We start from the raw sequence: 23,827 nt of genomic DNA on the forward strand, positions 1-23,827 counted from the left end.
AAAAGCCTCAAAAACTTAGTTTTTGAGGCTTTTTTGTACCTCTATTTTAATTTAATCTTCTAAAGTAAACTCCTCTTCCACTCCATTAGGATAAATTAAAATAGCAGAATCATCGCAAGTACCTTCTCCGAAGTTTACTTTTACAGATAATCCGTTTTTAGTAATATTCATTACACCAGTAGTTAAATAATCACACGCAAGGCTTCCTTCTAATGTGTCTATTACCGATACGGTGTAAATGTCATTGTCAACTTGTAATACCCAGTCTCCTTCAATAGTAATTGTGCTAGTAGCATTAGACACACCTTGGGTAACTACTAATGTTTTAGTACCTGTTTCTTTTACTACCGTATCATCTTCTAAAACAATAGTAATATTACTTGTAACAGATAAAGACATCTGAGTATCATTAGAAGTACTATTAATTATAACTCCCTTTGTTCCTTCTATAGAAATATTTCCTATAGAAAAATTGGAATATGTTGCCGTATATGCTAAAGTTCCATTTTCTAATGCAAAAGTTACATTAATGGTTCCGTTTACATTATCTGCGCCATCTACAGAGCAATTATCAAAAGTGGCAGTATAACCAGTATTTGTAAATGTAGTTTCAAAGCAGTTGTTGATTTTATTAGTAGTACTAATTTTCCCGCTTTGTGTATTAGCCGCAAAAATATCTGTTAAAATGGAATCTGTTAAACCAGATACATCATCTACATTTAATACCGAAATAACATCCGTTTTATTAAGACCTTGCTCCTCTGAGAGTTTTTTTGCATCATCACTACAACTATAAGATAATGCTAAAATAGAGCATATGGCTACAAAGGCTTTGACTGTTCTAAATACTTTTTTCATTTTGTTAATTTTTAGGTTACGTGTGTAAAACGTTTAAAACCATGGTTTAGTGCGTAAAAAATAGGGTTATACGTAATTAAATATCATAAAATCGTATACGATACGTTACTATTTGTAATGATAAACGTTTCGGTTCATAGAGATCAAGTAAGAGAACATCTTCTTAGTGAGATGAAGAAGGGAAGATTGCAGATAGGTAAAACTATAAACTTAGCAGCGCTTGCTAGAGAATTAAAAGTTAGTGTAACGCCTATAAGAGAAGCTTTAACGCAGTTACAGCAAGCCAATATTATTAGGGCAGTGCCTAATAGAGGTTTTATTATAGCAGAATTAAATACAAAGGAAGCTAGTGATTTATATGATTTAGTTGCAAACTTAGAAGTTTTAGCCATAGAAAATAGTGACTTTTCTGAAGAAGCAATTACTAAACTAAAAGAGCAGCAAGTAGTTTTTGAAAATGCCCCTAACGCTATAGCTAGAATTAATGCAGATTTTGATTTTCATAGATTACTAACTAAATATTATGCAAATGATATTGTGCAACAAGTATTAACAGATTTAAAAGCTAGAATTTTCTTTTACGAGAGTGCTTTTATGAAAGACGACTCTTTTTATAATAGAACAGATAACCAACATGAAGCTATTATTTCAGCCATTGCCGATGATAATGTTCCTACCGCTTCTCTTCTTTTAAAAATGAATTGGATGCTTATTCTAAATTATATATTAAAGCAACTAAAGACTATTTAAGCTAATTTTTTTAGCTCAACAATACTCCTGTTTCGTCACTTACTGTAGCTTGACAATTTATTAACTATAAAATGTAACAAATAACAAAACAAAACATGAGTGTAAGCGTTAGTATTGTAGCAAAATTATGTGTTATGAAATATCTATCTCCAGAAATAGAAACTTTAGCTAAAAAGAACAAGAAAGAAGGAAAATCTTTAATTAAAAGGGGGAACTCTTGTGGAATTTTCCAGGACTACAAAATAGAAGAAACTACCGTAGTAAAAGAAGAAATTAGTTTATAACAGATATTGTTATAATACATAGTTTAAAAGATTAAGCAATTTCACCACTTACTCTTTTTTCCATTAAATTAGCACGTAATTCTACATACATAGCTTCTTTAATAGCATGATCACTAAGAAAATTGTTCATCATGGAATAGCCATGAACAAAACTCGAGCAAAACTCATCGATATCTCCACCTGCGCATGTAGCATCATATTCTTTTAGAATATAATCCCAATCAAAGGTGTACGGTTTGGCTTCTACCACTCCATAAAGAACTTGATTTAGTCTTTTTAGAGTATCTCCTAGTTTAGTGTTAATAGCGCCTACAGCGCCTTTTACAAAATTAAATTGTGTTCCGTTAGTGTACATAGTTGTCAAATGTGTTCTTCTTCTGTTTGTATAGTATTCTGATTTTTAAGGGGATTTTTATGTTTTAGAAAATGCTCAGTTAGCATTTTATTATTATTGAAAAAGAAATTTATTGCTAATAAAGAACTAATAACTATTGTTAAAATAATTTTTGTATTTGGTGTATTTAATTCTGTTCCCCTTATATCAAACATGATTACAAATATTTGGTATAAACTTAAAGATACAGGAACTAATAAAAAAGGGCGATATAACTTATCCTTAGCTTCAAAAAACCAACCCAAATAACCTAAGTGAGCAAAAACATGAATTAATAAAGTATAAATAAATACGCGGTATGTAGAGAAACCAACAACATAACCCTCAGAATTAGTTAAAAATTGTTGAATACCCCAGTCTGGTACCCAAGTAGGGAATGTACCACCACGTATAGTAATTACATCGTGAATATAAGGTAGCGATGACAATACAATAATTGCCACCGCTTTTAAAAGTTCTTTAAGTATCTTTTTCGTCACTTATTTCATCTTTATATACACCATAAGTGTCATCTGTCTCTGAAGTTGACTCTTCAGTGCAGGAATAATTTAGAGCAACAAGACAAATACATGCGGCTAAAAAATAAATTCTTTTTGCAATCATAATATAATTTTTAGGGGTTAATACCTCCTAAAAACTATTGCACTACAAAAAATATTGCACTAAAATGTCAGCTTTCGACGAACTACATTGTATTATAATTCGTACTAAAGATATAAGTATTGCATTAATAGACAAAATTAAAAAACATACAAAAGTCGTGGTTTATAACGAAATATGAAATAATACGTTGATTTTTAGCGTACTAAGTGGATGTAGGACTGATTTTAAAAAAAAAATAAAATTAGAAATTTAATAAATTGTAGGATTTTTCTGTATCAATATCTGTGGTATCGAAATTTGGGAGGATATCTATTCGTTGATTTTCTTCTTTTCTTAGAATATCTTTTGCTCCAAAATCTTGGGATAAAAGACTAAGTTCTTTAAAAGAAGCTTGGGAAAACAAAGCTGGCACCCCAACTCCGTGTTTATATTTAGTAGCTATACTATTTTTAGGACTTTTCTTATAAGCAATTATTAATTTATTTATATAGTCTGTGTTAATAAATGGTTGGTCGCACAGTAGTATTAAAACCCCAGTATATGGTTTCTTGGTTTGTAACAGATGCTTAACTCCGCAAGCAATGCTTGTTCCCATTCCTTCTTGCCAAACTTTATTTACTAGGTAGTTTACACTATGTTTATTACACTCTAGTATTATTTGGTCTGCATTGGCTCCAAGTACCACATACACATCTTGGGCTAAAGATGCTTTGGCTACTTGTATGGTGTGTCCTAAAAAAGTAGAACCTTTCCAAGGTAATAACTGTTTAATGGTCTTCATTCTAGAAGAAGAACCAGCAGCTAGAATTACTATAGCTATGGCATTGTTGTTACTCATTGGTGAATACCATTTTCTTTATTCCGCAACATAATAGGTTGTTTCTTTCTAGTCACCGCTAAGATTTCTGCCATAATAGAAATGGCTATTTCTTGTGGAGTTTCTGCTCCTATATCTAAACCAGCTGGACCATGGATGTTTTCCATAAAATCTAATTCCGCCTCTGGCTTATGTTCCATAAACTCATGCAGTAACTTCTCTCTCCTTTTTGCAGGGCCTAAAGTTCCTAAATAAATAGGATTACTATCACTAATGGCTATCAAATATTTTAAATCCTTTACATAACTATGCGTCATAAGTAGTACGGCAGTATGTTGATCTATATTTTCTGTTTTAAATATTTCGGGATCTACAGGTATTACTTCTTTAGCTCCTGGGAAATGAGAAATATCCTTCTCCTCTATTGGGTTGGTAATTATAGTTACCTCCCAGCCCAAGGCAGTAGCAAAAGAGCATAATTGTACAGCATCGTGCTCCGAACCTATGATTATTAGCTTGTTGCAAGGGAACATTTTTTGCTTAAAGACCGTAAGCTCCTCCGTATTTATTTCTTTTCCTTGTATGCTAAAAGTAATAGAACCAAACAGGACTATTGTGCCATAATTAATATTTGTAGCATCTTTTTTCTTATAATAAGAATGTAATAAAAAAGAATTCCTATTTATTAAAGAGTGATTTAATACGCTTAAAAATTCAGAGGAAGGATTAAAGGGTTCTATCAATATATAAAGAATGCCTTCGCATCCTAATCTATATCTGCCATCGTAAGTCATTACTTTAGAAATGCCCGTAGCAAATACAGTTTGCGCTTGTCTATTAATTTCTTTTTCTACGCAGCCACCGCTTACTGCTCCTGTAAAACGTTCATTTTCCCAAATAAGCATGCGTACTCCAGGTCTTCTATACGAAGAACCCTCTAAGGCAACAACAGATGCTAAAACGGTTTGGATGCCTAATTTTTTTGCTTGTTTATGGCTTTCTATTATATTTTTAAACTCATGCGTCATAACAGCTTACAAAGTAAACCTTTAAGAAACTATTTAAAATTTTCTTTTTGCTCTTTAACAATCTTTAACATATAATCCAACAACTCCTAATACTTAAAAAGTAAAACGCTCGTTCTGCTTGTTGAACCCAAAACTATAGAATAATGAAAACTATTTTTAAAATAATATACACCATTGGTATTTTTTGTATGGCAGTTTCTTGCGGAAATGCAGATGACGATGTTAATGCAAGTTTAAATTTAAAGGATGCCTTAGGAAAAGGAAAAACGGTAGATCCCTGCTTAGATTTAGGAGAAAACGATTTGGTGTTATCTATACAAGAACAATTCACAACACTCCCAGGAAAAGTATCTATTTTCTTTAAAGTATCTGATACCGAAGGAAACCCAGTACCTGGACTTTCAGCAGAGGACTTTACTATATATGAGCAAGGCAGAAACGATGCTTGTTTTAATACTATTTCTGCTTCGGAATCTTTTGCAAGAATATCCCCTAATTCCCAGATTTTTAATAGCAACACCCTTCTAGTATTAGATTTAAGTAATAGCGTATTAAGTAGCAGTTTGGCAGAGTTAAAAACAGCGACAACTGGTTTTATTACTAATGTAATGCCCGAAACAACTCAAGAGTCTTTTAAAATGGCTATTTATTGGTTCGATGGGGAAGATAAGTTACATTTACTAAATGCCCTTACAGCAGATAAGCAAGAGTTAATTACCGCCGTATCTGGAATTACAGATAATATTAGTAATGATCCTTCAACAGATTTATATGGAGCGGTAATAAAAGTGACCAATATAGCCGAAGATGTTTTAAAAGAAAGTACCAAGAAAGAGACCATTGGTGCTTCTTCTGTTGTGATTTTTACAGATGGAACAGACCAAGCATCGAGATATACAAAAAACGATGCATTAAAAAAGGTAAATGATGCGAACCTTAATATATCTTTCTTTTCTATTGGTTTAGGAGCAGAGATAGATACCGATGTATTAACCAAAATAGGAAAAACATCGAGTGTATTCGCGGGTAATAAAGAAGATTTAGAAACAAAATTTAACGATATCTCTTTCCGAGTTTCACAACAAGCAAATAGTTTTTATTTATTTGAATATTGTAGCCCAAAAAGAGATGGTAGTGGAGAAAATAATCTTGCTATACAGGTAAAGGATGGTAATAAGCAAGGTGGTGTACAAACTAAATTTAATGCTAAAGGATTTACAGGAGGATGTAATTAAAAAATTATAGCATAATATTATTATAAAAAAGACACCTAAAATAGGTGTCTTTTTTATTTGGGTTGTATTTTTATTTATTTTAAAATATTATTTAAGTTTTGATTATCAGTTAATTATATTCTTTTGGGTGAAATATCTTAAATCAAAAACATCCTAAATAATAATTCTTGCGTATACATAACCGAACCTATTTTTTAAAAAAGATGAAAAAAATATTTATTACAAGTACTTTATCTATTGCTTTATTAACTTCTTGTGTTTCTAAAAAGAAATATGTTGCTCTAGAGAACGATTTATCTAACACTAAAAGTGTTTTAACAAAAACACAAGTAGCAAAAGAAGATTTAGAGTCTAAAATGGCGAAGATTGAAGCTCGTGTTACAGAGTATAATAGCAAAATAAGCTCTTTAAAAGAAATAAACGATAGTCAAATGACTAGTGTAGATGGTTTAGCTGTTATGAGTAATAACACTAAAAAGAAAATGAGAGCTACTTTAGCTAATGTGGATGCTGGCAAATTGGCACAAGCAAAATCGTTACAAGATTCTATGAATCTTGCTATTTCTTATAAATTAAAGAAATCTATTTCGGATACCGAAGGGGATGTTGATGTAAATATCGATAAAACGGTAGTTATGATTAATATTTCGGACAAATTACTTTTCAATAGCGGAAGTTATAAAGTAAGTAGCAAAGCAAATAATGTTTTAGCTAAATTGGCTGAAGTAATAAATTCTGAATCTAGTATGGAAGTTATGGTAGAAGGCCATACAGATGCAAGAACCATTAATACTGCTTTATTTAAAGATAACTGGGATTTAAGTGTAAAAAGAGCCACTTCAGTAGTTCGTATACTTCAAAATAAATATAATGTTGATCCTACTAAATTAATAGCTTCAGGTAGAAGTTCTTACTTACCTTTAGTTGAAAATAATACCAGAGACAACAGAGCTAAAAACAGAAGAACAAGAATAGTAATTCTTCCTAATTTAGATAAATTCTTTGCTTTATTAGATGCTGAGGAATTATAGTAAAACAGATGTATTCATCATATAATAAAAGGGAAGCAAACGCTTCCCTTTTTCTTTTTACAAACATTTTAAAGTAGGGTTTATTCTTTTGTAGTTGTTCTATAGATATACCCCCTTATCTACCTACATCCTATAGACTATGCATTATAAACTCAAAACCCACTACTCATGGATGTTCGCAATGATATTATTCAAAAAACTGCTTTAAGTCTTTTCCCCAATGTGCTTAAAAATTTAGTGCTTTTACTATTTGCTTCTATTGTAGTTTTAATTATAGGAATGTTTTTAATGCTTTTCCTTTATGGACCAAACGGAAGCCTTCATTTTGGATACTAGATTTATCTAAAAATCATCGCATTTTTAAGCGTTCCTTCTCCATTTTCTAAATTTATTAGGAAACCGTTAATTACAGCATATTTGTTTTGTCCGTCTTTTTCTAAGATAAAAGTTGGATTTATTCCTGGTTGTAGCATTAGTTCGGGAACTTGGAATTTAGCTCCTATAATATGCATAGGAAACGGAGAACTTAACCATTCTTTTGGGATTTGGTTTAATCGCACATAGGTATAACCTTTTTGCAATAAACCAATAAAATCTAATGCTTGCGCTTCTTTTATATTGTTAATAATTTTTGGGTACACTTTCCCTTCTTTAATGGTGTAACCTTCGGCGTTTAAGGTATTGTATCCATAATAGGTAGATAAATCGCCTTGGTCTATAATTCTACTACTATACCAAAAATCGGAATAGTCTTCTGTATTTACTTCTAACCGGTTCATACCAATATCTATTTTGTACGATTTATTATTTAAAATATACTGAGCTCCTTCAATCTTTAAATCGAATAACTTTCTATCGTTTTCTGGTATTTTTTCATATTCCGATATTTCTATTTTTTCAAAATTATCGGTAGCAATGCTATATATGGCGGAAAGAATAGAAACATAATTCAGCTTCCGAATTTCTTGTTTTTCTATATCTTTAGTATATCCGCCAGATTCTATTAGAATAGTGCTTGTCCCCCATTTCTGAATATTGTCTCCAAAAGCTCTTGGTTCAAAATCATCATTATACCTACCTACTTGACCTACGGCATATTTTTGAATTATTTTATTCATAAAAACAATCACTTTCATAGCATTTCCTCGTACTTCATTAATATCTTTTTCATAATTATAGGCAGGAGCTAAATACGATATAGTAGCTGGTTTTTCGGTACGTTCTGCATTGTAATAGGTGCTTTGATCGTGTAGATTAAAACCAAAATTTGCTTTAAGGCTATCGCGAACCCGTTTTAAGGTTTTTCCTTCTGGGGATTGTAAACGTAAAGCGTCTCTGTTAATATCTATTCCTAATAGGTTTCTACGCTGAAAAAGCGCAGCTCCATCGGGGTTTAACATCGGTAAAAAATGAATGGTTAAACGGCTTAGAATAGCTTCTTTCTCTTCTTTAAAATCGAAGCTTTCTAAAAATTTTAGAATATCGAAAATAGCTTGTGTGGCCGTAGGTTCATCTCCATGCATTTGGGACCAAAGAAAAACTTGGGTTTCTCCAGAACCAACACTCACTAAAGATAAATCTCTGCCTGCAATAGATTCTCCCACTTTAGTTACTGAAAAATCAGAGTTATTTCTATAGTGTTCTAGTAAAGGCTGTAGGTCTTCGTGTTTTATTCTTCTTTTATTTAAAGAAAGTTCTTTATACGTATCATAGGTTTTGTATAAAGAGGTGGTAATATCTTTATCTTGAGCATAGCCTGCAAAGAAGAATATACATAAAAGACCTAGAAGAGAGTTTGTTTTCATATTACTTATTTGTTAGGTACAGGTTTAAAATTGAGGTTTTCTACAGAATTACGAACATTCTCCATAAAAGAAGCTCCTGGGTCTGTTTTAGTAGTTCGGTATCCTTTATCTTTTTCTAACCAAAGTTCTGTGTTTTCAAAATTAGTATATTCATAATGGCCAATGAGGTACTCTATAGTTTGATATTTCTTTTTTAGATAGTGAACAAGCCATATATTAGATTTTAATTGGGCTTTTGTTAAAGGCAAATCTTTACCTCCTCCAATATTCTCTACCCCAATTGCACAATGGTTTAAACCTATAACATGTCTTGCCATTGTAGTTTCTGGTAAAAGCCTATAAATAGTGCCATCCCTATCTACCATGAATTGAGAAGAAACATTAAGCCCGCTAATATTTTTTATATCCGGACGCCAATTTGGTAATTGTGCAGGGTTAAAGGCTGCAAAAGACTTAGCAAAGGTTGGGATTACCGTCCAATGCAATACAATCATTTTTGGTGTAATTATGGGAGAATCTTGTTTTAAACCGTAGCGATTTTCTAAGTATTCTAAGGTTAGCTCTTTTCTCTGTTTGTTAAATAATATGGGCTTCTCTATTATTTGTTGTTTAGAGGCACAAGAAATAATAAAAAACGAACATAGAAACAAGGTATATATTTTCATTCACAAATAATTATTAAAGTAAAAAGATTGGTTTCTTTTTCTTTTTCTAAATTTACGATAATAACTAAAATAATGTCTTTTGAAAATAATAAAAAGAATACTATTACTTCTCTTAGCAATAATTGGTATTGCAGTGTACCTAAATTATCCAAAACTTAATATAATCTCTGGTTACGCATCTAAAAGCTTAGCTTCTAATGTATTTATATCTAAACGTTCCCCCTCTTCTATTGTAGAGAATGACAATAACATGCCTCTCATTAAATTAGCAGATATTGCTTTGGATGAGAAAGAGAAAAAGGCTTCCGCGACTGTTTTCGGGCTCATGGAGCGCCAATCGGTATATAGAGAAGGTTTGGGTTGTGTTTTGGTAAATGATTCTTTCGATGCTTCTAAAATGACTTTAAAACCGAACAGGAATACTGTTTTAGATACGCTTCCTTATCCATTTGGGAATAATAAAGCTATAGATACCGTTTTTGCAAATATAGATTACACCCAATTGAGCCAAGCCATAACCACAGCTTTTGATGCTCCTACCATAAAAAAAACAAGGTCTGTTTTGGTTCTTTATAAAAATAGAATCGTAGCAGAGCATTATGCCAAAGGCTTTTCTAAGGAAACTCCTATTTTAGGATGGTCTATGACCAAAAGTATTTTGGCGACTTTATATGGTACATTGGAACATACAGGAAAGATACAGGTAAATAGCCCTGCTCCTATTGCTTCCTGGCAAAAAGATGCGCGTAAAAACATAACGATTAACCATTTACTACGCATGCAGAGTGGATTGGAATGGGAAGAAGATTACACTAAAATTTCGGATGTTACTAAAATGCTTTTCCTTAATGCAGATATGACGAAAGAACAAAAAGAAAAAAAGGCAATCGCTAAACCTGGCGAAATATGGAATTACTCTTCCGGAACAAGCAATCTACTTTCTGGTATTTTAAGAGACCAGTTTAGTAGCAGACAGGAATATTTAGATTACCCCTATAAAGCATTAATAGATAAAATAGGAATGCACTCCATGCTTTTAGAGGCAGATATGGAAGGTAATTATGTTGGCTCTTCTTACGGATGGGCTACTACCAGAGATTGGGCCAAATTTGGAACCTTGTATTTAAACAGAGGGGCTTGGAACGGAGAACAGCTATTTTCTCCTAAATGGGTGGATTATATAACCAAACCTACCGCTGAGTCTAATGGTGTATATGGTGCTCATTTTTGGTTAAATGCAGAAGGTAAATTCCCCGATGTACCAAGAGATATGTATTCCGCCAATGGTTTTCAAGGGCAATATGTAATGGTTATTCCTTCTAAAGATTTAGTTGTTGTACGTATGGGCTTGGCAGAAAACCCAATTTTTGATGTAAATGCCTTTTTAAGGGATATAATAAAAAGTATTAAATAGAGCTCTTACAAGGTAATCTTACTCTTTTTGTAAGTCTCTGATAACAAATTTTAAGAAGTACACCACAACTTTCCCTTATGTGGCAACATAACTTTTTAGAACACCTAAAAGGGAAATATATTTACATTGTAATTAGCAAACAACGAGTAAATTTTTTCATTTTCATATAGTGTTCTCAGAAAAGAGTCTTTCCTTAATTGGTTAGACTCTTTTTAGATTAGAGGGTTTTCATATAAATAATGGATTTGTTCTTTAGAAGAACTAATATAAAGTTTACGGAGAAAGTTTCTTTATCCTTCATACATTTATAGTTAATACAGCATAAAGCAGCTCTATTTTTACAATTCAAATTCCGTTTGCCCAGATTCAGTATCAAAAATATGGGGGTAATGTTCTTTTGCATTTTTAAGCATAAAATCCATAGGAACGTCTTCAAAATGTCCGTAATCTTCTATATATTCCATAAATAAGTTCCCTTCTTTATTATACTCCTGTAGTATAGAATCATTTTCTCCATCAAAATCTAACGGAGTAACATTAAACATGGTACAAATAGAAGCATTAAATGCAGGAGATAACTTAATCCATTTTCCCTCTAAATATGCATTAACCATTCCGTGGTTGGTTAGTTCATTGGTTCCAAACTTTTCTGTTAACCTTTCCACTCCAATATGGTTTTTTACTTTGGCCAAATGAATACGAGCCGGAATTCCGAGTGCACGTAGACCAGCTATTAAGACAATAGATTTATCTATACAATGTCCTTTGGTTTTTTGAGAAATTGCACTTGCTCTGTAATTTTTTTTGGAAAAACTTATACTATAGGGGTTGTACCTCCAAGAATCGCGTACTTTTAAATACAAAAGTTTAGCTTTTTCTTTTGCAGAAAGAGAAGTGCTCTTGTACTCCGCAACTAGCTTTTGAATTTCATCACTTTCATAATCAAAAAAATATGTTGCCGCTAAATAATCCATTTATAATAATCTTGTTTAGAAATTTTAAGTACTATTTATCCATTTGTTTTAGCAACAATTCATTTTTAAAAACTATGAATCATCACTATGGCAACCATTTATTTTTACCAAAATCAGGCTTTCTTTTTTCCAAAAACGCGTTTCTACCTTCTTTGGCTTCTTCGGTCATATATGCCAAACGAGTGGCTTCACCAGCAAATACTTGTTGCCCCACCATACCATCATCAGTAAGGTTCATGGCGAATTTTAGCATTTTTATAGAAGTAGGAGATTTTTCTAAAACTTCTTGTGCCCATTGATATGCAGTATCCTCTAACTCATCATGCGGTACTACGGCATTCACCATACCCATTTCAAAGGCTTCTTGTGCAGAATAGTTTCTTCCTAAAAAGAAAATTTCTCTTGCTTTCTTTTGTCCCACCATTTTGGCTAAATATGCAGAACCATAGCCACCATCGAAACTAGTTACGTCGGCATCGGTTTGTTTAAAGATAGCATGTTCTTTACTTGCCAAAGTCATATCGCACACTACATGTAAACTATGACCACCACCAACAGCCCAACCTGGAACTACGGCGATAACTACTTTAGGCATAAAACGGATTAAACGTTGTACTTCTAAAATATTAAGACGGTGCATGCCATCTTCACCTACATACCCTTTATGTCCTCTTGCATTTTGATCGCCTCCACTACAGAAAGAATAAATACCATCTTTAGTAGAAGGACCTTCTGCAGATAAAAGTACCACACCAATAGAGGTATCTTCTTGTGCATCGTAAAAAGCAGTATATAGTTCGCTTGTAGTTTTGGGTCTAAAGGCATTACGCACATTAGGCCTGTTAAATGCAATACGTGCTACGCCATTACTTTTTTTATAGGTAATATCTTCAAATTCTTTGGCAACTTTCCAATCTGGTTTATTCATTGTATGTATTTGGATATGTGTATGTAACATGCTTACAAAGCGTGTATTTGTTTTTTCTTTTGATTAAAATTATTTATGTGTTAGAGTGTAAGCCTATTCTATTTCCTTCTGTATCTATAAATTGCGCATAAAAACCAAATTCTCCAATATCTGTTTTAGGAACAACTATGCTACCACCTGCATTTTTAATGTTAGCTAACTCTATGGAAACATCATCGGACTTAAAATAAATTATAGTCCCTTCTGTACTAGGTGTATTATCATTGGATTGTACTAAACAACCCGAAGAACCAACTTTGTCTGGCTCACCAAACATGTACATTTTGGCACCAGGTGCTTCTATAAATTGAAATTTTAGTTTAAAAATTTCGGAATAAAACTTTTTGGCTCTTTCAATATCTTTTGTAGAAATCTCAAACCATTGTACTGGATTATTCATGGTATATAGTTTTAAATTTAATTTGAAAATATTAAAGATAAGATTCTTTCCTAAATTACTTACTATTCTTAGCTTCTATCCACTTAGACATAAATTTAGTGCTAGCCATACTGCTATGTTGTAACATAGCTCCAATGAAGTTGGATTCTCTATGTTCTTCTATATTTTCTAAGGTGTGTTTTATTCTTAAAAGAAATTCTTTCTCATACTTCGCTTTATTAGAAAGTGCGTGAAGTAGTTTTTTGCCATTTTCTTGTGCTCTACACCATTCTTCTTCGGAATTGTATAATTGTACTGCTGCATTTGCTATTTCGGCTGCATCATCTTTTATAAAGCCATTCCAGTTAAAATTCGGTAGTTGTATACCCTCTGCTCCTATTTTGGTTGTTACACTAGGGGTTTGAGCCTGTAAAGCAGTGATTAATTTTCCTTTTAATCCCGCTCCAAATCGCAAAGGAGCCAGGCAAATTTTGGATTTACGAACCGCTTCTATAGCATCAGGTGCCCATCCTTGGACCAAAAACTCTTCTTTGGAGTTATGCATTTGTTTTATTTGTTCTGGTAGATGTCCGCCATAAATAGACAAGGTTGCTTTGGGTAATTGCTTACGAATAAGTGGCCAAATTTCTTTCTTTAACCAAATAACGGCATCTCTATTCGGAGCATGGTTACCATTACCCATACAAATAAACCCTTCCCTTTCTTTATAGGATACAGACTCATGATGTGATTCTTCCAGTAAAAAAGGTAAATAATGTATCAAACTTTCTTCTATTTTGATATTCTCGGTAAGCAATTCCATTTCATAGGATGAAATAAGTAAAGAAATATCGGAACGATATATACTAGCTATTTCTCTTTTCGTAATGGTATTACGAATCCAATCTTGGATTAAAAAAGGGGTTCCGTTTTTAAAGGCTTGTTCTCTAGTTTGGCGTAAGGAGTGTAAATCTTCCGTATCTAATATACGCAAAGCATTAGGTACGTTTTTGGCTACTCGCCAGCCAAATTGCTCTTCGGTTAAAAAACGGTCGAACAATACTATGTTTGGTTGTGTTTCTAAAAGATAGGTATCGAAACTAGAATTGTTAAGTACAATTTCCGTTTCTGATATTCCTAAGGTGTGTAAAGGAAAAGAGTATTCTGTTTTTTTTGCTGTACAGGTAAAAGATACTTTATAGTCTTGTTTTAAAAACAGTTGTATAAGCTGTAGCATTCTTTGTCCGGCAGCTGTAGAAGTAGGTTCTGGCCAAACAAACCCAATAATTAAAACCTTTATCGATGCCATGTAGACTTACATTTTGGCTGCAAATTTTTTAGAAATATTAGAACGTAATTTGCGTTCGTAATCTTCCTCTAGCCATTCTTTATAATTCTTGGTATTATTCATAATACAGTACGAATACTGCTTTACTCTAAAACTAATCTCTTCTTGTAACAATTTAGCAAGGATTCTAGCATCGAAAACATCTTCTGCATTTTCTACACAAATGGTGGCATGTTGCTCTATACTTCTTTCTAATACTAATTTAGATTTTAAGCCTTGAGCAAACCCTTTTTTATACTCTGCTTTTATATCAAACTCAATAACCGAAGATTTAATAAATTTTTTCTTGAGTTCTTTAGGCATTTCATATACAAACTCTCTTTCTATGTCCTCATCATTCTTAATATTTTCTAAAAAGAAATCGGGGAAATGAAAAATTTCTTGCCAATCTATAGGTGCGCTCCACATACCAAAACGAGCCACATTATTACCAAAATCGATAACCTTAAAGTCTTTTTTATTTGGTAAAACACGAGAGCCACGACCAATCATCTGAAAGTACAGAGTTAAGGATCTAGTTGCTCTATTTAGCATAATAGTTTCTACAGTAGGTTCATCAAAACCAGTAGTTAGGATACTTACAGAAGTTAAAATGGCATCTGGGGTTTTAGAAAACCATTCTAAAATTTCTTTCCTTTCGGTGGCGTTGTTCTTATTATCTAGATGCCTAATATTATACCCAGCCTTTTTAAAGGTCTCGTACACATATCTAGAGGTACTAATACCATTATTAAAAATAAGAGTTTTGGTACCTTTAGCAACCTCTGTATACCCGGTTAAAAGCTTGGTCAGCATATTTTGATTACCATAAAGCTCATCCGAAGACTTTACGGTATAATCTCCGTTTATTCCCAGTTTTAGATTCTGCAGACTAACATCGTAATTATAGACATCTGCTTTCGCTAAGAATTTTTTATCTATCAAAGAAGTAATAGACTCTCCAACAATTAACTTGCTGTAGTTGTCCTTCATTGGTAGCTTTATATTAGAGCTTAAAGGGGTTGCTGTAACTCCGAGGATTATAGCATGATCAAAATACTTAAAGAGTTTTCTAAAGGAATTGTAATGGGCTTCATCTATAATAACTAAGCCAATATTATTAATTTCAACTTTTTCTTCTTGTAGTCTATTGTTAAGGGTTTCTACCATGGCGACATAACACATTACATCGTCTTCATCTTTAACCTCTTTTACTTCGCTATTAATGACTTTGTTTTTTACTCCAAAACCAGTTAGCATGTTAGAGGTTTGGGAACTTAACTCTATTCTATGCGTTAAAACAACTACCTTTTTCTTAATTTCCTTAATGTATCTCTTTGTAATTTCCGAGAAAACAACAGTTTTACCACCACCAGTAGGTAACTGGTATAGCAAATTAGCATTATCCTTAGCATTTTTTAAGTGCTCGAAAATGCTATTTAAATCCTCTATTTGATAATCGTAAAGATTTTTTTCTTTAGTATGTTTTTGATCCTCCAAAGGAATGCTACTAGTTTTAAAAGTTTAAAATACTAAAATGCCAATCTTACAAAACTATACGTTTTTTGTACTTAAAAGAAATATTACATGTAAAATGAAGATTTTTTTTTCTATTGTCACAAATATACTGTAAGTCAGATACTTATAATTTATTTTTAATCCATTAAATCTAATGCTTGGGAAAAATCCTCTCCATATATCCAATTATTATCTTGTGTAAGGTTATAAATAGTTACAATTCGGTCTTTATAATCGAGAAGGACTCCATGTAAAGAAATATATTGTAAAGCCTCTTTAAAAGAGTTTAACATACTCTTATAAAAAGAATCTGCTACATTTTTTTCTAAGGAAAAAGATTGTGCTATTTCTAAATTAAATAACATAACATCCGCAATAAGAGTTGGTTCTACTCCTAGTTTTATAAAATGCTTAATATACTTTTGAGCGACGGATCTTCGGGCTTTAGGTTTTCTTCTTTTTACAGGGAAGTACTCGTTCGCTATTTTGGTTTTAGCTTCTTGTATGAGTTTATCCTCTTTGGGATTAAAAACAAAATCGTAATATTCTTTTACAGCCGGAAAACGCGTATATAAGTCTACTAGTTGCTCTTCTAGTTCTTTTTTCTTTAAACTCGATAAATAGGATGTTAAGGCTCTTTTACTCATTTTTTACTTTGTGATATCAAAAATAGAATAAGGATCTTAAATTATTACAGATTCTTACAGGGATTTCTAAAATTGTAATAAAATTTGTATAAGTATATCTCTATCTCTTTGGAAAAGAGATAATAAAAATGTATTATGAGTACTTGTAAAACGACTAAACAAAATACGAATATATGAGGCAACTAAAAATTATCAAGCAGGTTACTAATCGTGAATCAAAATCCTTAGATAAGTACTTGCAAGATATTAGTAAGATTGATTTGATAAGTGCTAATGAAGAAGTAGAATTAGCCCAATTAATTCGTACCAATGATCAAGTCGCATTAGAAAAATTAGTCAATGCCAATTTAAGATTTGTAGTTTCTGTTGCTAAACAATATCAAAATCAAGGATTAAAACTTCCTGATTTAATTAACGAAGGTAATGTTGGCTTAGTAAAAGCAGCAAAGCGTTTTGATGAAACTAGAGGATTTAAATTTATTTCCTACGCCGTATGGTGGATTAGACAATCTATTTTACAGGCCTTAGCAGAACAATCTAGAGTAGTTAGATTACCATTAAATAAAATTGGTTCTATAAATAAAATTAAAAAGGCATTTTCATATCTAGAACAATCTAATGAAAGGCCACCTTCTCCGGATGAAATTGCTAGAGAATTAGAAATGACTGTTAATGAGGTCAAAGAATCCTTAAAAAACACAGGAAGACATGTTTCTATGGATGCTCCTTTAAGAGAAGGAGAAGATTCTAATTTATACGATGTAATAAGAGCTGGGGAGTCTCCTAGACCAGATACTTTGTTAATGCAACAATCTTTAAATACAGAAATAAATAGAGCATTAGAAACACTTTCTCCTAGAGAAGCAGATGTTGTAAAGTTATATTATGGTATTGGAGATCAACAATCTATGACACTTGCTGAAATTGGGCAAACCTTTGATTTAACACGGGAACGTGTTAGGCAGATTAGAGAAAAGGCTATAAGAAAACTTAGACATGCCTCCAGAAGTAAACTTTTAAAGACATACTTAGGATAAAAAAAGACCGCTATTTAAAAATATAGCGGTCTTTTTTTTACAATTTATTCTAAAACTAGAATTTATTTCTAACGTCTTTAAATTTACCTTCTACAGTTACATTACCAGACTTTTTAACTTTACCAAAAATATTTACTACAGAATCATCTCCGACAAACTCAATAGTAGCACCATCATTAAGTACTAAATCCCCGTAGATTGTTAAATTACCCTCTACTCTTAAAGTAGCCCCAGAGTCTATGGTAATATTTTTCTTTCTATTATTTCTACCAACAACAAATGTTCCATTCATCTCAAACAAAGCATCTGCATTAATACTTACTCCGTTTCTCACAGTCCATGATCCACACAAAAGTAAATCTCCTCCAATAGTTACACTTTTAAATCTTTTAGCTCCTCTATAAGCTAATGTCTGGTTTGCATTAACATTTAAGTTTGAACTGCCCGAATAAGCAGACAACTGAGCACAACGTGTAGCTAAACTTTCATCTGGTCTATTTAGTTTTATTATTTGCAAGCCTTCTTTTCCTGAAGCAGCAAAAATATAATCTCCTTTTGTTGCTACATAATTTACAGAACCTTCTAACTGAATAATGCCAACTAAATCGGTACTACTACTTTGCTCTTCAGACAAACATAAACCTGCACCGCCATTTGCCATTAACAAAACGTCATCATTAACAGCTACTGCATTTGTTACTACATCACTAATCGAAACTTCGGTTGGATTTAAAAGTATAGGAATATATTCTAGCAAAGCCCCTGTTGCAATACTATACACTCCAGCTCCTTTAGAACCTTCAGCTACTACAATATTATCTCCTGCAAAATCTAATGTTCTTTTCGTATTCACACCAAAATCACTATCAATTGCAATTGCCTTTATAACATTTAAATTTTCATCTAATACATGAACACCTTGACTTGCATCTAAAACAGCGATGCTGTTCGCCTGTACAGCTACAGAACGTAAATCCATAAAAGGGGCTTCATTCTCTACCTCCAAAGTATTTGCATTATAAACAGATAATGTTCCTTCCTGACCACTTGTTACTAATATGGAATTTCCATTAACCGTCACATCGGTTGCATTATACCCTTCTTGAAAAGCATAATTTATACCTGAATTCATATTAAATCTACCACTAGATGCCGGTATTTTTCCTAAAAAGGAATTACTTGTAGCTCTTACAGATGTTTCCGAATCAACACCTCCAACAAAATACACATATCCATTTGAATATTGTAAGGAATTTATATCTGCATTAGAATAATACAATCTAGAAGTTACTCTAGGAGAATGCGGATTACTAACATCAATAATATCCATTGCTCCAGCATAGCCGTCTTCAACCGTATTATAAGAAACATAAGCATAATCTCCGTCTAAATACACATGAGATGCTGTTAAATTTCTTGCACTACTATAAGATGGCACATCTACTTGAGCAACAAGGGTAAGTGGATAATCTCCTGCCAAATCAGCTTTAGCAGATAAGCTAGATTTTCCAGACAAAGTACTTTCATCCATAATATCCAGAACACCTGCATTGTCATAAACAATACTATTTTCCAAAGCTTGCTCGCTCTTTTCTATTGAAATATCATCTTGAGTTTCGCTATATACAGTAGTTTCATCTGTACACGCAGTCATTAGACCTAAAAAGGCTAAGACGTAAAGGGGGGTCTTTTTCATAAAAATAGGTTATATATCGTTAGATTTGGGTTCTAACTCAACGGTAAAAATACTCTTTAGGTATAAAGACCTATTTATTTTTCGATGAAATGCACTTTACACTAGTTTTCATGTACATTACTTTAGTTTTCAGGATATAAGAAAACCCTAAAAGAGTTTTTAATTTATATTTTCCCTCTTTTTCCCATTATAAATAAAATGATAATAGGTACAGCCAAAAGAATAACCATTAAAGTTTCTGTAAATATTAAATCTGGAGCAAATAGCAAAGTAGTTACATAACCTCCTATTGCACCACCAAAGTGCGCTGTATGGCCAATATTCCCCACTCTATTTTTCATTCCATAAATAGAATACAACAAATACCCTATTCCAAAAATATATGCAGGTATTGGAATAATAAACATAAGTCCCAACATCATATTAGGTTGCAAAAGAATAGCTGCATACAAAACACCTGTTACAGCTCCACTTGCTCCCACTGCAGAATAATAAGGCTCATCCTTATGAAAAAAGAAAGCCAATAAACTTCCTGCAAATAGACTTATAAAATATAATAACACAAACTTACTTGGTCCAAAATAAGATATTACCACATTCGCAAAAAAATATAACGTAAGCATATTCATTAAAAGATGACTAACATCTACATGCAAAAAACCAGAGGTAACCATACGTTCTTTTTGCCCCGCCTTTATTGAGCCGACACCAAACTTATAACGTTGAAAAAATTGCGAATCCCCAAAACCTTTGAAAGACACTATAATATTAGCTACCACAATTGCAATGGTTGCCAAATGAAGATTGTTCATATAGCATATAATTTAATATACCTTTCAAATATAACTATATTTGCTCATTATAATATAGAATATGCAATTCCTTGTTTTCATTTTAGCCTACCCACTTTTATGGATAATTTCTAGGCTTCCGTATAAAATTTTTTATTTCTTTTCTGATGTAGTTTATGTTATTGTATATAGAATATTTGGGTATCGGAAAAAAGTAGTACACGCAAACTTAACATTAGTTTTCCCAAAAAAATCAGAGATAGAACTAAAGCGGATAGAAAAGAGTTTTTACAAACACATGTGCGATATGTTTTTAGAAATGGTAAAAACAATGAACCTTTCTAAAGAAGAAGTAAAAAAGAGATACCATGTTACCAACCTACAAGTTTTACAAGACATCTTAAAAGATAAAAGTATAATAGTAGTATGTGCTCATTACGCTAATTGGGAATGGAATGTAAGTATGAACAATTATATTGATGATAAAGGGTATGCTGTTTATCAAAAAATAAGCAATCCCTATTTCGATTCCTGGATAAAAAGAACAAGAGCTCGTTGGAACACTACTTTAATAACCCAATCCGAAACCATTAAAACAATTATATCTAACACAAAAAATAATGTAAAATCTGTTTATGGAATGGTAAGCGACCAATCTCCTATGGTTCGTAAAGTACAATACTGGTCAGAATTCATGGATATTAAAGTCCCAGTTTTTAACGGAGCAGAAAATATGGCCAGAAAATTAGACCTTGCTGTTGTTTTTTTAAAAGTAACCAAAGTAAAGAGAGGTTATTATAGCGCCGAATTTATTCCAATTACAAAAAACGGAAAAGAAACGGAAAAGAACGAAATCACAGACCAATTCTTAAGACTTACCGAACAACAAATAAGAGAAAAACCAGAACACTATCTTTGGACACACAGAAGATGGAAACATAGAGATCGAGTTCCAAAAGAATTTTTATAAAGCACAAAAGCCTAACACTATTCGTATTAGGCTTTTGCTATTACTTGTAGAAATAACTATATCCCAGCAACTTCTTTAATTTCTGCAATTATTTTATCCGCTAATCCATCTGCCTCCGTTTGGCTTTTAGCTTCTGTATATATTCTAATAATTGGCTCTGTGTTAGATTTACGTAAGTGTACCCAATTCTCTGCAAAATCTATCTTAACCCCATCTATTGTAGAAATTTCTTCCCCTTCATATTTCTTTGTCATTGCTACCAAAATACCATCCACATCTAAACCAGGTGTCAATTGTATTTTCTTTTTACTCATAAAATAGCTAGGATAACTGGCTCTTAACTCAGCAACCGTACCACCTTTTTCTGCCATATGCATTAAAAATAGAGCTGTACCAACTAAAGAATCTCTACCATAATGACTTTCAGGGTAAATAATACCTCCGTTACCTTCGCCACCAATAATAGCATTGTTAGCTTTCATTTTTGTTACTACGTTTACTTCTCCTACTGCTGCAGCCTCGTATGTACCGCCATGCTTCTGAGTAATATCTCTTAATGCTCTAGAAGAAGATAAATTAGACACTGTATTACCTTTTGTTTTTCCTAAAACATAATCCGCACAAGCAACCAAAGTATACTCTTCTCCAAACATCTCACCATCATCACTTATAAAAGCCAAACGATCTACATCTGGATCTACTACAATTCCAAAATCTGCTTTTTCCTTAAGAACTAAATCACATATATCTCCTAAATGTTCTTTTAATGGTTCTGGATTATGTGGAAAATGACCTGTTGGGTCACAATATAACTTAACAACTTCTACACCCAAAGCATCTAGTAACTTAGGAATAGCAATACCTCCTGTAGAATTAACACCATCTACAACAACCTTGAACTTGGCTTTTTTAATCGTTTCTGCATCTACCAATGGTAAATCTAAAACTTCATCAATATGTATATCTATATAAGCATCATTCCTAACAATAGTACCCAAATCATCTACTTCAGAAAAATTAAATTCTTCTTTTTCTGCCAGCTCTAAGATAACTGCTCCTTGTGCAGCATCTAAAAACTCTCCTTTCTCATTCAAAAGTTTTAGAGCATTCCATTGCTTTGGATTGTGGCTAGCAGTTAAAATAATTCCACCATCCGCTTTCTCCATAGGAACAGCTATTTCTACCGTTGGCGTAGTAGACAAATCTAAATCGATTACATCTATTCCCAAACCTGTAAGCGTAGAAACCACTAAATTCTGAATCATTTCTCCAGACAACCTAGCATCTCTACCTATAACTACTTTTAATTTTTCTTTTTTTGAATACCCTTTTAACCAAGTACCGTAAGCTGCTGCAAATTTTACAGCATCAATAGGTGTTAAGTTATCCCCTGGTTGCCCGCCAATAGTTCCACGGATTCCTGATATTGATTTTATTAGTGTCATAAGCTTTATAAAAGTTTTTGCAAATATACAAGACTATTTTCTATCTTAAGTTTTACAATTTGTAAATTCGACCTTAAGAAAACTTCCATCGTCCTATGAACTTTTTAGCTCACATCTATCTATCTTTTGGTGATAACGAAATAACTCTTGGTAATTTTATAGCGGATAGCATTAGAGGAAACAAGTTCCATCATCTACCAGAAAAGGTACAACAAGGTATTAAGCTACACCGTTTTATTGATACTTTTACAGACACCCATACAATTCCTAAAATTAGCAGTAAAAGGCTTCATAAAAATTACAGTCATTACAGTAGGGTAATTGTAGATATTTTTTATGACCACTTTTTAGCTAAGAATTGGAAAAAATATTCCGACACCCCTTTAGATATTTTTGTTGAAAATTTTTACGACTTGCTAGAGGATAATTATGAAATATTACCCGATGGCGTAAAACGAATGATGCCCTATATGATAAGTGATAATTGGATTTATAACTACTCCAAAATGGAAGGTATAGACCGTGTTTTAAATGGCATGAACAGACGCACAAAAAATAAGTCCAAAATGAACTTTGCAATTTTAGATTTAGAAGAACACTATGATAAGTTCGAAGAGGAGTTCACTGCTTTTTTTGAAGAACTAATTACTTTTTCCAAACAAAAATTTGTTTCTTTATAACACCATCAAACAAAAAAAACCCTTTAATTAAACTCCTTACTATTTTGAAAAAATTACTATTCCTTTTTATTGTTACACTATTTATAAATTGTAAAAAATCAGCTCCTACTCCTACCGGTCTAGTTACCGATGAAGCTATGGTTGTTTCTGCCCGAGAAGAAGCCTCTAAAATTGGTTCCGAAATACTAAAAAAAGGCGGAAATGCTTTTGATGCTATGGTAGCTACACAATTTGCTCTTGCTGTTGCTCATCCTTCTGCCGGTAATATTGGTGGAGGTGGTTTTATGGTTTACAGAAAAAATGATGGTGATGTTGGCGGATTAGATTTTAGAGAAAAAGCACCATTATCTGCACACAAAGACATGTATTTAGATTCTCTCGGAAATGTCATTCCAGATATGAGCACCAAAGGCGCAACCTCTGTAGGAGTTCCTGGTTCAGTTGCAGGAGCCCTGGAAGTACATAAAAAATTTGGAAAACTTAAATTATCAGACATTCTAAAACCTGTAATT

The 23,827-nt window shown here is 32.5% G+C and carries 27 protein-coding genes; 10 read left to right on the forward strand and 17 right to left on the reverse strand.

Translation table 11 applies throughout. The annotated features are described in order from the left end of the window. Positions 1 to 51: 51 nt before the first annotated feature. On the reverse strand, positions 52 to 858 hold the full coding sequence (locus tag QZZ51_RS06130; RefSeq protein WP_291867367.1) for a hypothetical protein: 807 nt from the start codon (positions 856 to 858) through the stop codon (positions 52 to 54). A 117-nt stretch (positions 859 to 975) separates the two neighbouring features. On the opposite strand from QZZ51_RS06130, the gene QZZ51_RS06135 reads away from it, so the two are divergent. Together QZZ51_RS06135 and QZZ51_RS06140 are read left to right on the forward strand one after the other, a co-directional pair. Next, on the forward strand, positions 976 to 1,608 hold the full coding sequence (locus QZZ51_RS06135) for a GntR family transcriptional regulator (RefSeq protein WP_291867371.1): 633 nt from the start codon (positions 976 to 978) through the stop codon (positions 1,606 to 1,608). 134 nt (positions 1,609 to 1,742) lie between these two features. Continuing rightward, the gene (locus tag QZZ51_RS06140; protein ID WP_291867374.1) at positions 1,743 to 1,892 is read left to right on the forward strand and encodes a hypothetical protein; all 150 of its coding nucleotides are present in this window, start codon (positions 1,743 to 1,745) and stop codon (positions 1,890 to 1,892) included. Positions 1,893 to 1,923: 31 nt separating this feature from the next. Here QZZ51_RS06140 and QZZ51_RS06145 read toward each other — a convergent pair whose 3' ends face one another. The 5 genes from QZZ51_RS06145 to QZZ51_RS06165 form a co-directional block, all read right to left on the reverse strand. Next, positions 1,924 to 2,247: a hypothetical protein gene (locus QZZ51_RS06145; protein WP_291867376.1), complete on the reverse strand. Its 324-nt coding sequence runs from the start codon at positions 2,245 to 2,247 to the stop codon at positions 1,924 to 1,926. Positions 2,248 to 2,252: 5 nt separating this feature from the next. Further along, positions 2,253 to 2,765 carry a hypothetical protein gene (locus QZZ51_RS06150; RefSeq protein ID WP_291867378.1) on the reverse strand — a complete coding sequence of 171 codons (513 nt, stop codon included), beginning with the start codon at positions 2,763 to 2,765 and terminating at the stop codon, positions 2,253 to 2,255. After that, positions 2,746 to 2,889 carry a hypothetical protein gene (locus tag QZZ51_RS06155; protein ID WP_291867381.1) on the reverse strand — a complete coding sequence of 48 codons (144 nt, stop codon included), beginning with the start codon at positions 2,887 to 2,889 and terminating at the stop codon, positions 2,746 to 2,748. The genes QZZ51_RS06150 and QZZ51_RS06155 overlap by 20 nt, the downstream gene beginning before the upstream one ends. A 241-nt stretch (positions 2,890 to 3,130) precedes the next feature. Further along, on the reverse strand, positions 3,131 to 3,727 hold the full coding sequence (locus QZZ51_RS06160) for a nucleotidyltransferase family protein (RefSeq protein WP_291867385.1): 597 nt from the start codon (positions 3,725 to 3,727) through the stop codon (positions 3,131 to 3,133). Then, on the reverse strand, positions 3,724 to 4,734 hold the full coding sequence (locus QZZ51_RS06165; RefSeq protein ID WP_291867387.1) for an XdhC/CoxI family protein: 1,011 nt from the start codon (positions 4,732 to 4,734) through the stop codon (positions 3,724 to 3,726). Before QZZ51_RS06165 ends, QZZ51_RS06160 begins: the two co-directional genes overlap by 4 nt. Positions 4,735 to 4,877: 143 nt before the next feature. On the opposite strand from QZZ51_RS06165, the gene QZZ51_RS06170 reads away from it, so the two are divergent. The 3 genes from QZZ51_RS06170 (at position 4,878) to QZZ51_RS06180 (ending at position 7,336) form a co-directional block, all read left to right on the forward strand. Further along, on the forward strand, positions 4,878 to 5,969 hold the full coding sequence (locus QZZ51_RS06170; protein WP_291867390.1) for a VWA domain-containing protein: 1,092 nt from the start codon (positions 4,878 to 4,880) through the stop codon (positions 5,967 to 5,969). Positions 5,970 to 6,172: 203 nt separating this feature from the next. Then, positions 6,173 to 7,000, forward strand: coding sequence for an OmpA family protein (locus tag QZZ51_RS06175; RefSeq protein WP_291867393.1), 828 nt, complete (start codon positions 6,173 to 6,175; stop codon positions 6,998 to 7,000). Positions 7,001 to 7,168: 168 nt separating this feature from the next. Next, positions 7,169 to 7,336, forward strand: a complete 168-nt coding sequence (locus QZZ51_RS06180; RefSeq protein WP_291867396.1) for a hypothetical protein — start codon at positions 7,169 to 7,171, stop codon at positions 7,334 to 7,336. A 2-nt stretch (positions 7,337 to 7,338) separates the two neighbouring features. On the opposite strand, the gene QZZ51_RS06185 is transcribed toward QZZ51_RS06180, so the two are convergent. Together QZZ51_RS06185 and QZZ51_RS06190 are read right to left on the reverse strand one after the other, a co-directional pair. Continuing rightward, entirely contained in the window at positions 7,339 to 8,805 is a 1,467-nt protein-coding gene (locus QZZ51_RS06185) for a M14 family zinc carboxypeptidase (RefSeq protein ID WP_291867399.1), read from the reverse strand. Between the two features lie 5 nt (positions 8,806 to 8,810). Beyond that, complete coding sequence (locus QZZ51_RS06190; RefSeq protein ID WP_291867403.1) at positions 8,811 to 9,470, reverse strand: peptidoglycan recognition family protein; 660 nt, start codon at positions 9,468 to 9,470, stop codon at positions 8,811 to 8,813. 79 nt (positions 9,471 to 9,549) lie between these two features. On the opposite strand from QZZ51_RS06190, the gene QZZ51_RS06195 reads away from it, so the two are divergent. Continuing rightward, positions 9,550 to 10,884, forward strand: a complete 1,335-nt coding sequence (locus QZZ51_RS06195; RefSeq protein WP_291867405.1) for a serine hydrolase — start codon at positions 9,550 to 9,552, stop codon at positions 10,882 to 10,884. Positions 10,885 to 11,222: 338 nt separating this feature from the next. On the opposite strand, the gene QZZ51_RS06200 is transcribed toward QZZ51_RS06195, so the two are convergent. The 6 genes from QZZ51_RS06200 to QZZ51_RS06225 form a co-directional block, all read right to left on the reverse strand. After that, a complete protein-coding gene (locus QZZ51_RS06200; RefSeq protein ID WP_291867408.1) occupies positions 11,223 to 11,858 on the reverse strand; it encodes a transglutaminase-like domain-containing protein in 636 nt (211 codons plus the stop codon). 85 nt (positions 11,859 to 11,943) lie between these two features. Next, a complete protein-coding gene (locus QZZ51_RS06205) occupies positions 11,944 to 12,786 on the reverse strand; it encodes a 1,4-dihydroxy-2-naphthoyl-CoA synthase (RefSeq protein WP_291867410.1) in 843 nt (280 codons plus the stop codon). 73 nt (positions 12,787 to 12,859) lie between these two features. Then, positions 12,860 to 13,225, reverse strand: a complete 366-nt coding sequence (locus tag QZZ51_RS06210) for a VOC family protein (RefSeq protein ID WP_291867412.1) — start codon at positions 13,223 to 13,225, stop codon at positions 12,860 to 12,862. 55 nt (positions 13,226 to 13,280) lie between these two features. Further along, complete coding sequence (locus tag QZZ51_RS06215) at positions 13,281 to 14,513, reverse strand: glycosyltransferase family 4 protein (RefSeq protein ID WP_291867414.1); 1,233 nt, start codon at positions 14,511 to 14,513, stop codon at positions 13,281 to 13,283. A 6-nt stretch (positions 14,514 to 14,519) separates the two neighbouring features. Further along, entirely contained in the window at positions 14,520 to 16,031 is a 1,512-nt protein-coding gene (locus QZZ51_RS06220; RefSeq protein WP_291867416.1) for a DEAD/DEAH box helicase, read from the reverse strand. A gap of 155 nt (positions 16,032 to 16,186) precedes the next feature. Continuing rightward, positions 16,187 to 16,696 (reverse strand): DUF6155 family protein, encoded by a 510-nt coding sequence (locus QZZ51_RS06225; RefSeq protein ID WP_291867419.1) that lies wholly within the window; start codon positions 16,694 to 16,696, stop codon positions 16,187 to 16,189. A 173-nt stretch (positions 16,697 to 16,869) separates the two neighbouring features. Here QZZ51_RS06225 and QZZ51_RS06230 point away from each other — a divergent pair, with 173 nt between their 5' ends. Then, positions 16,870 to 17,733: an RNA polymerase sigma factor RpoD/SigA gene (locus QZZ51_RS06230; RefSeq protein WP_291867421.1), complete on the forward strand. Its 864-nt coding sequence runs from the start codon at positions 16,870 to 16,872 to the stop codon at positions 17,731 to 17,733. Between the two features lie 55 nt (positions 17,734 to 17,788). On the opposite strand, the gene QZZ51_RS06235 is transcribed toward QZZ51_RS06230, so the two are convergent. Both QZZ51_RS06235 and QZZ51_RS06240 read right to left on the reverse strand, forming a co-directional pair. After that, positions 17,789 to 19,429 carry a hypothetical protein gene (locus QZZ51_RS06235; protein ID WP_291867424.1) on the reverse strand — a complete coding sequence of 547 codons (1,641 nt, stop codon included), beginning with the start codon at positions 19,427 to 19,429 and terminating at the stop codon, positions 17,789 to 17,791. Positions 19,430 to 19,593: 164 nt separating this feature from the next. Further along, positions 19,594 to 20,241 (reverse strand): rhomboid family intramembrane serine protease, encoded by a 648-nt coding sequence (locus QZZ51_RS06240; protein ID WP_291867426.1) that lies wholly within the window; start codon positions 20,239 to 20,241, stop codon positions 19,594 to 19,596. A gap of 61 nt (positions 20,242 to 20,302) precedes the next feature. On the opposite strand from QZZ51_RS06240, the gene QZZ51_RS06245 reads away from it, so the two are divergent. Continuing rightward, positions 20,303 to 21,190 carry a lysophospholipid acyltransferase family protein gene (locus tag QZZ51_RS06245; protein WP_291867428.1) on the forward strand — a complete coding sequence of 296 codons (888 nt, stop codon included), beginning with the start codon at positions 20,303 to 20,305 and terminating at the stop codon, positions 21,188 to 21,190. Positions 21,191 to 21,246: 56 nt separating this feature from the next. On the opposite strand, the gene glmM is transcribed toward QZZ51_RS06245, so the two are convergent. Further along, positions 21,247 to 22,635, reverse strand: coding sequence for a phosphoglucosamine mutase (gene glmM / locus QZZ51_RS06250; RefSeq protein ID WP_291867431.1), 1,389 nt, complete (start codon positions 22,633 to 22,635; stop codon positions 21,247 to 21,249). A gap of 95 nt (positions 22,636 to 22,730) precedes the next feature. Here glmM and QZZ51_RS06255 point away from each other — a divergent pair, with 95 nt between their 5' ends. After that, the gene (locus QZZ51_RS06255) at positions 22,731 to 23,315 is read left to right on the forward strand and encodes an acyl carrier protein phosphodiesterase (RefSeq protein WP_291867434.1); all 585 of its coding nucleotides are present in this window, start codon (positions 22,731 to 22,733) and stop codon (positions 23,313 to 23,315) included. A gap of 44 nt (positions 23,316 to 23,359) precedes the next feature. After that, positions 23,360 to 23,827, forward strand: a 468-nt coding sequence (locus QZZ51_RS06260) for a gamma-glutamyltransferase (RefSeq protein WP_291867437.1), incomplete at its 3' end; no start/stop codon positions are given.

The organism is Maribacter sp., assembly GCF_016744255.1.
Classification (GTDB): domain Bacteria; phylum Bacteroidota; class Bacteroidia; order Flavobacteriales; family Flavobacteriaceae; genus Maribacter_B.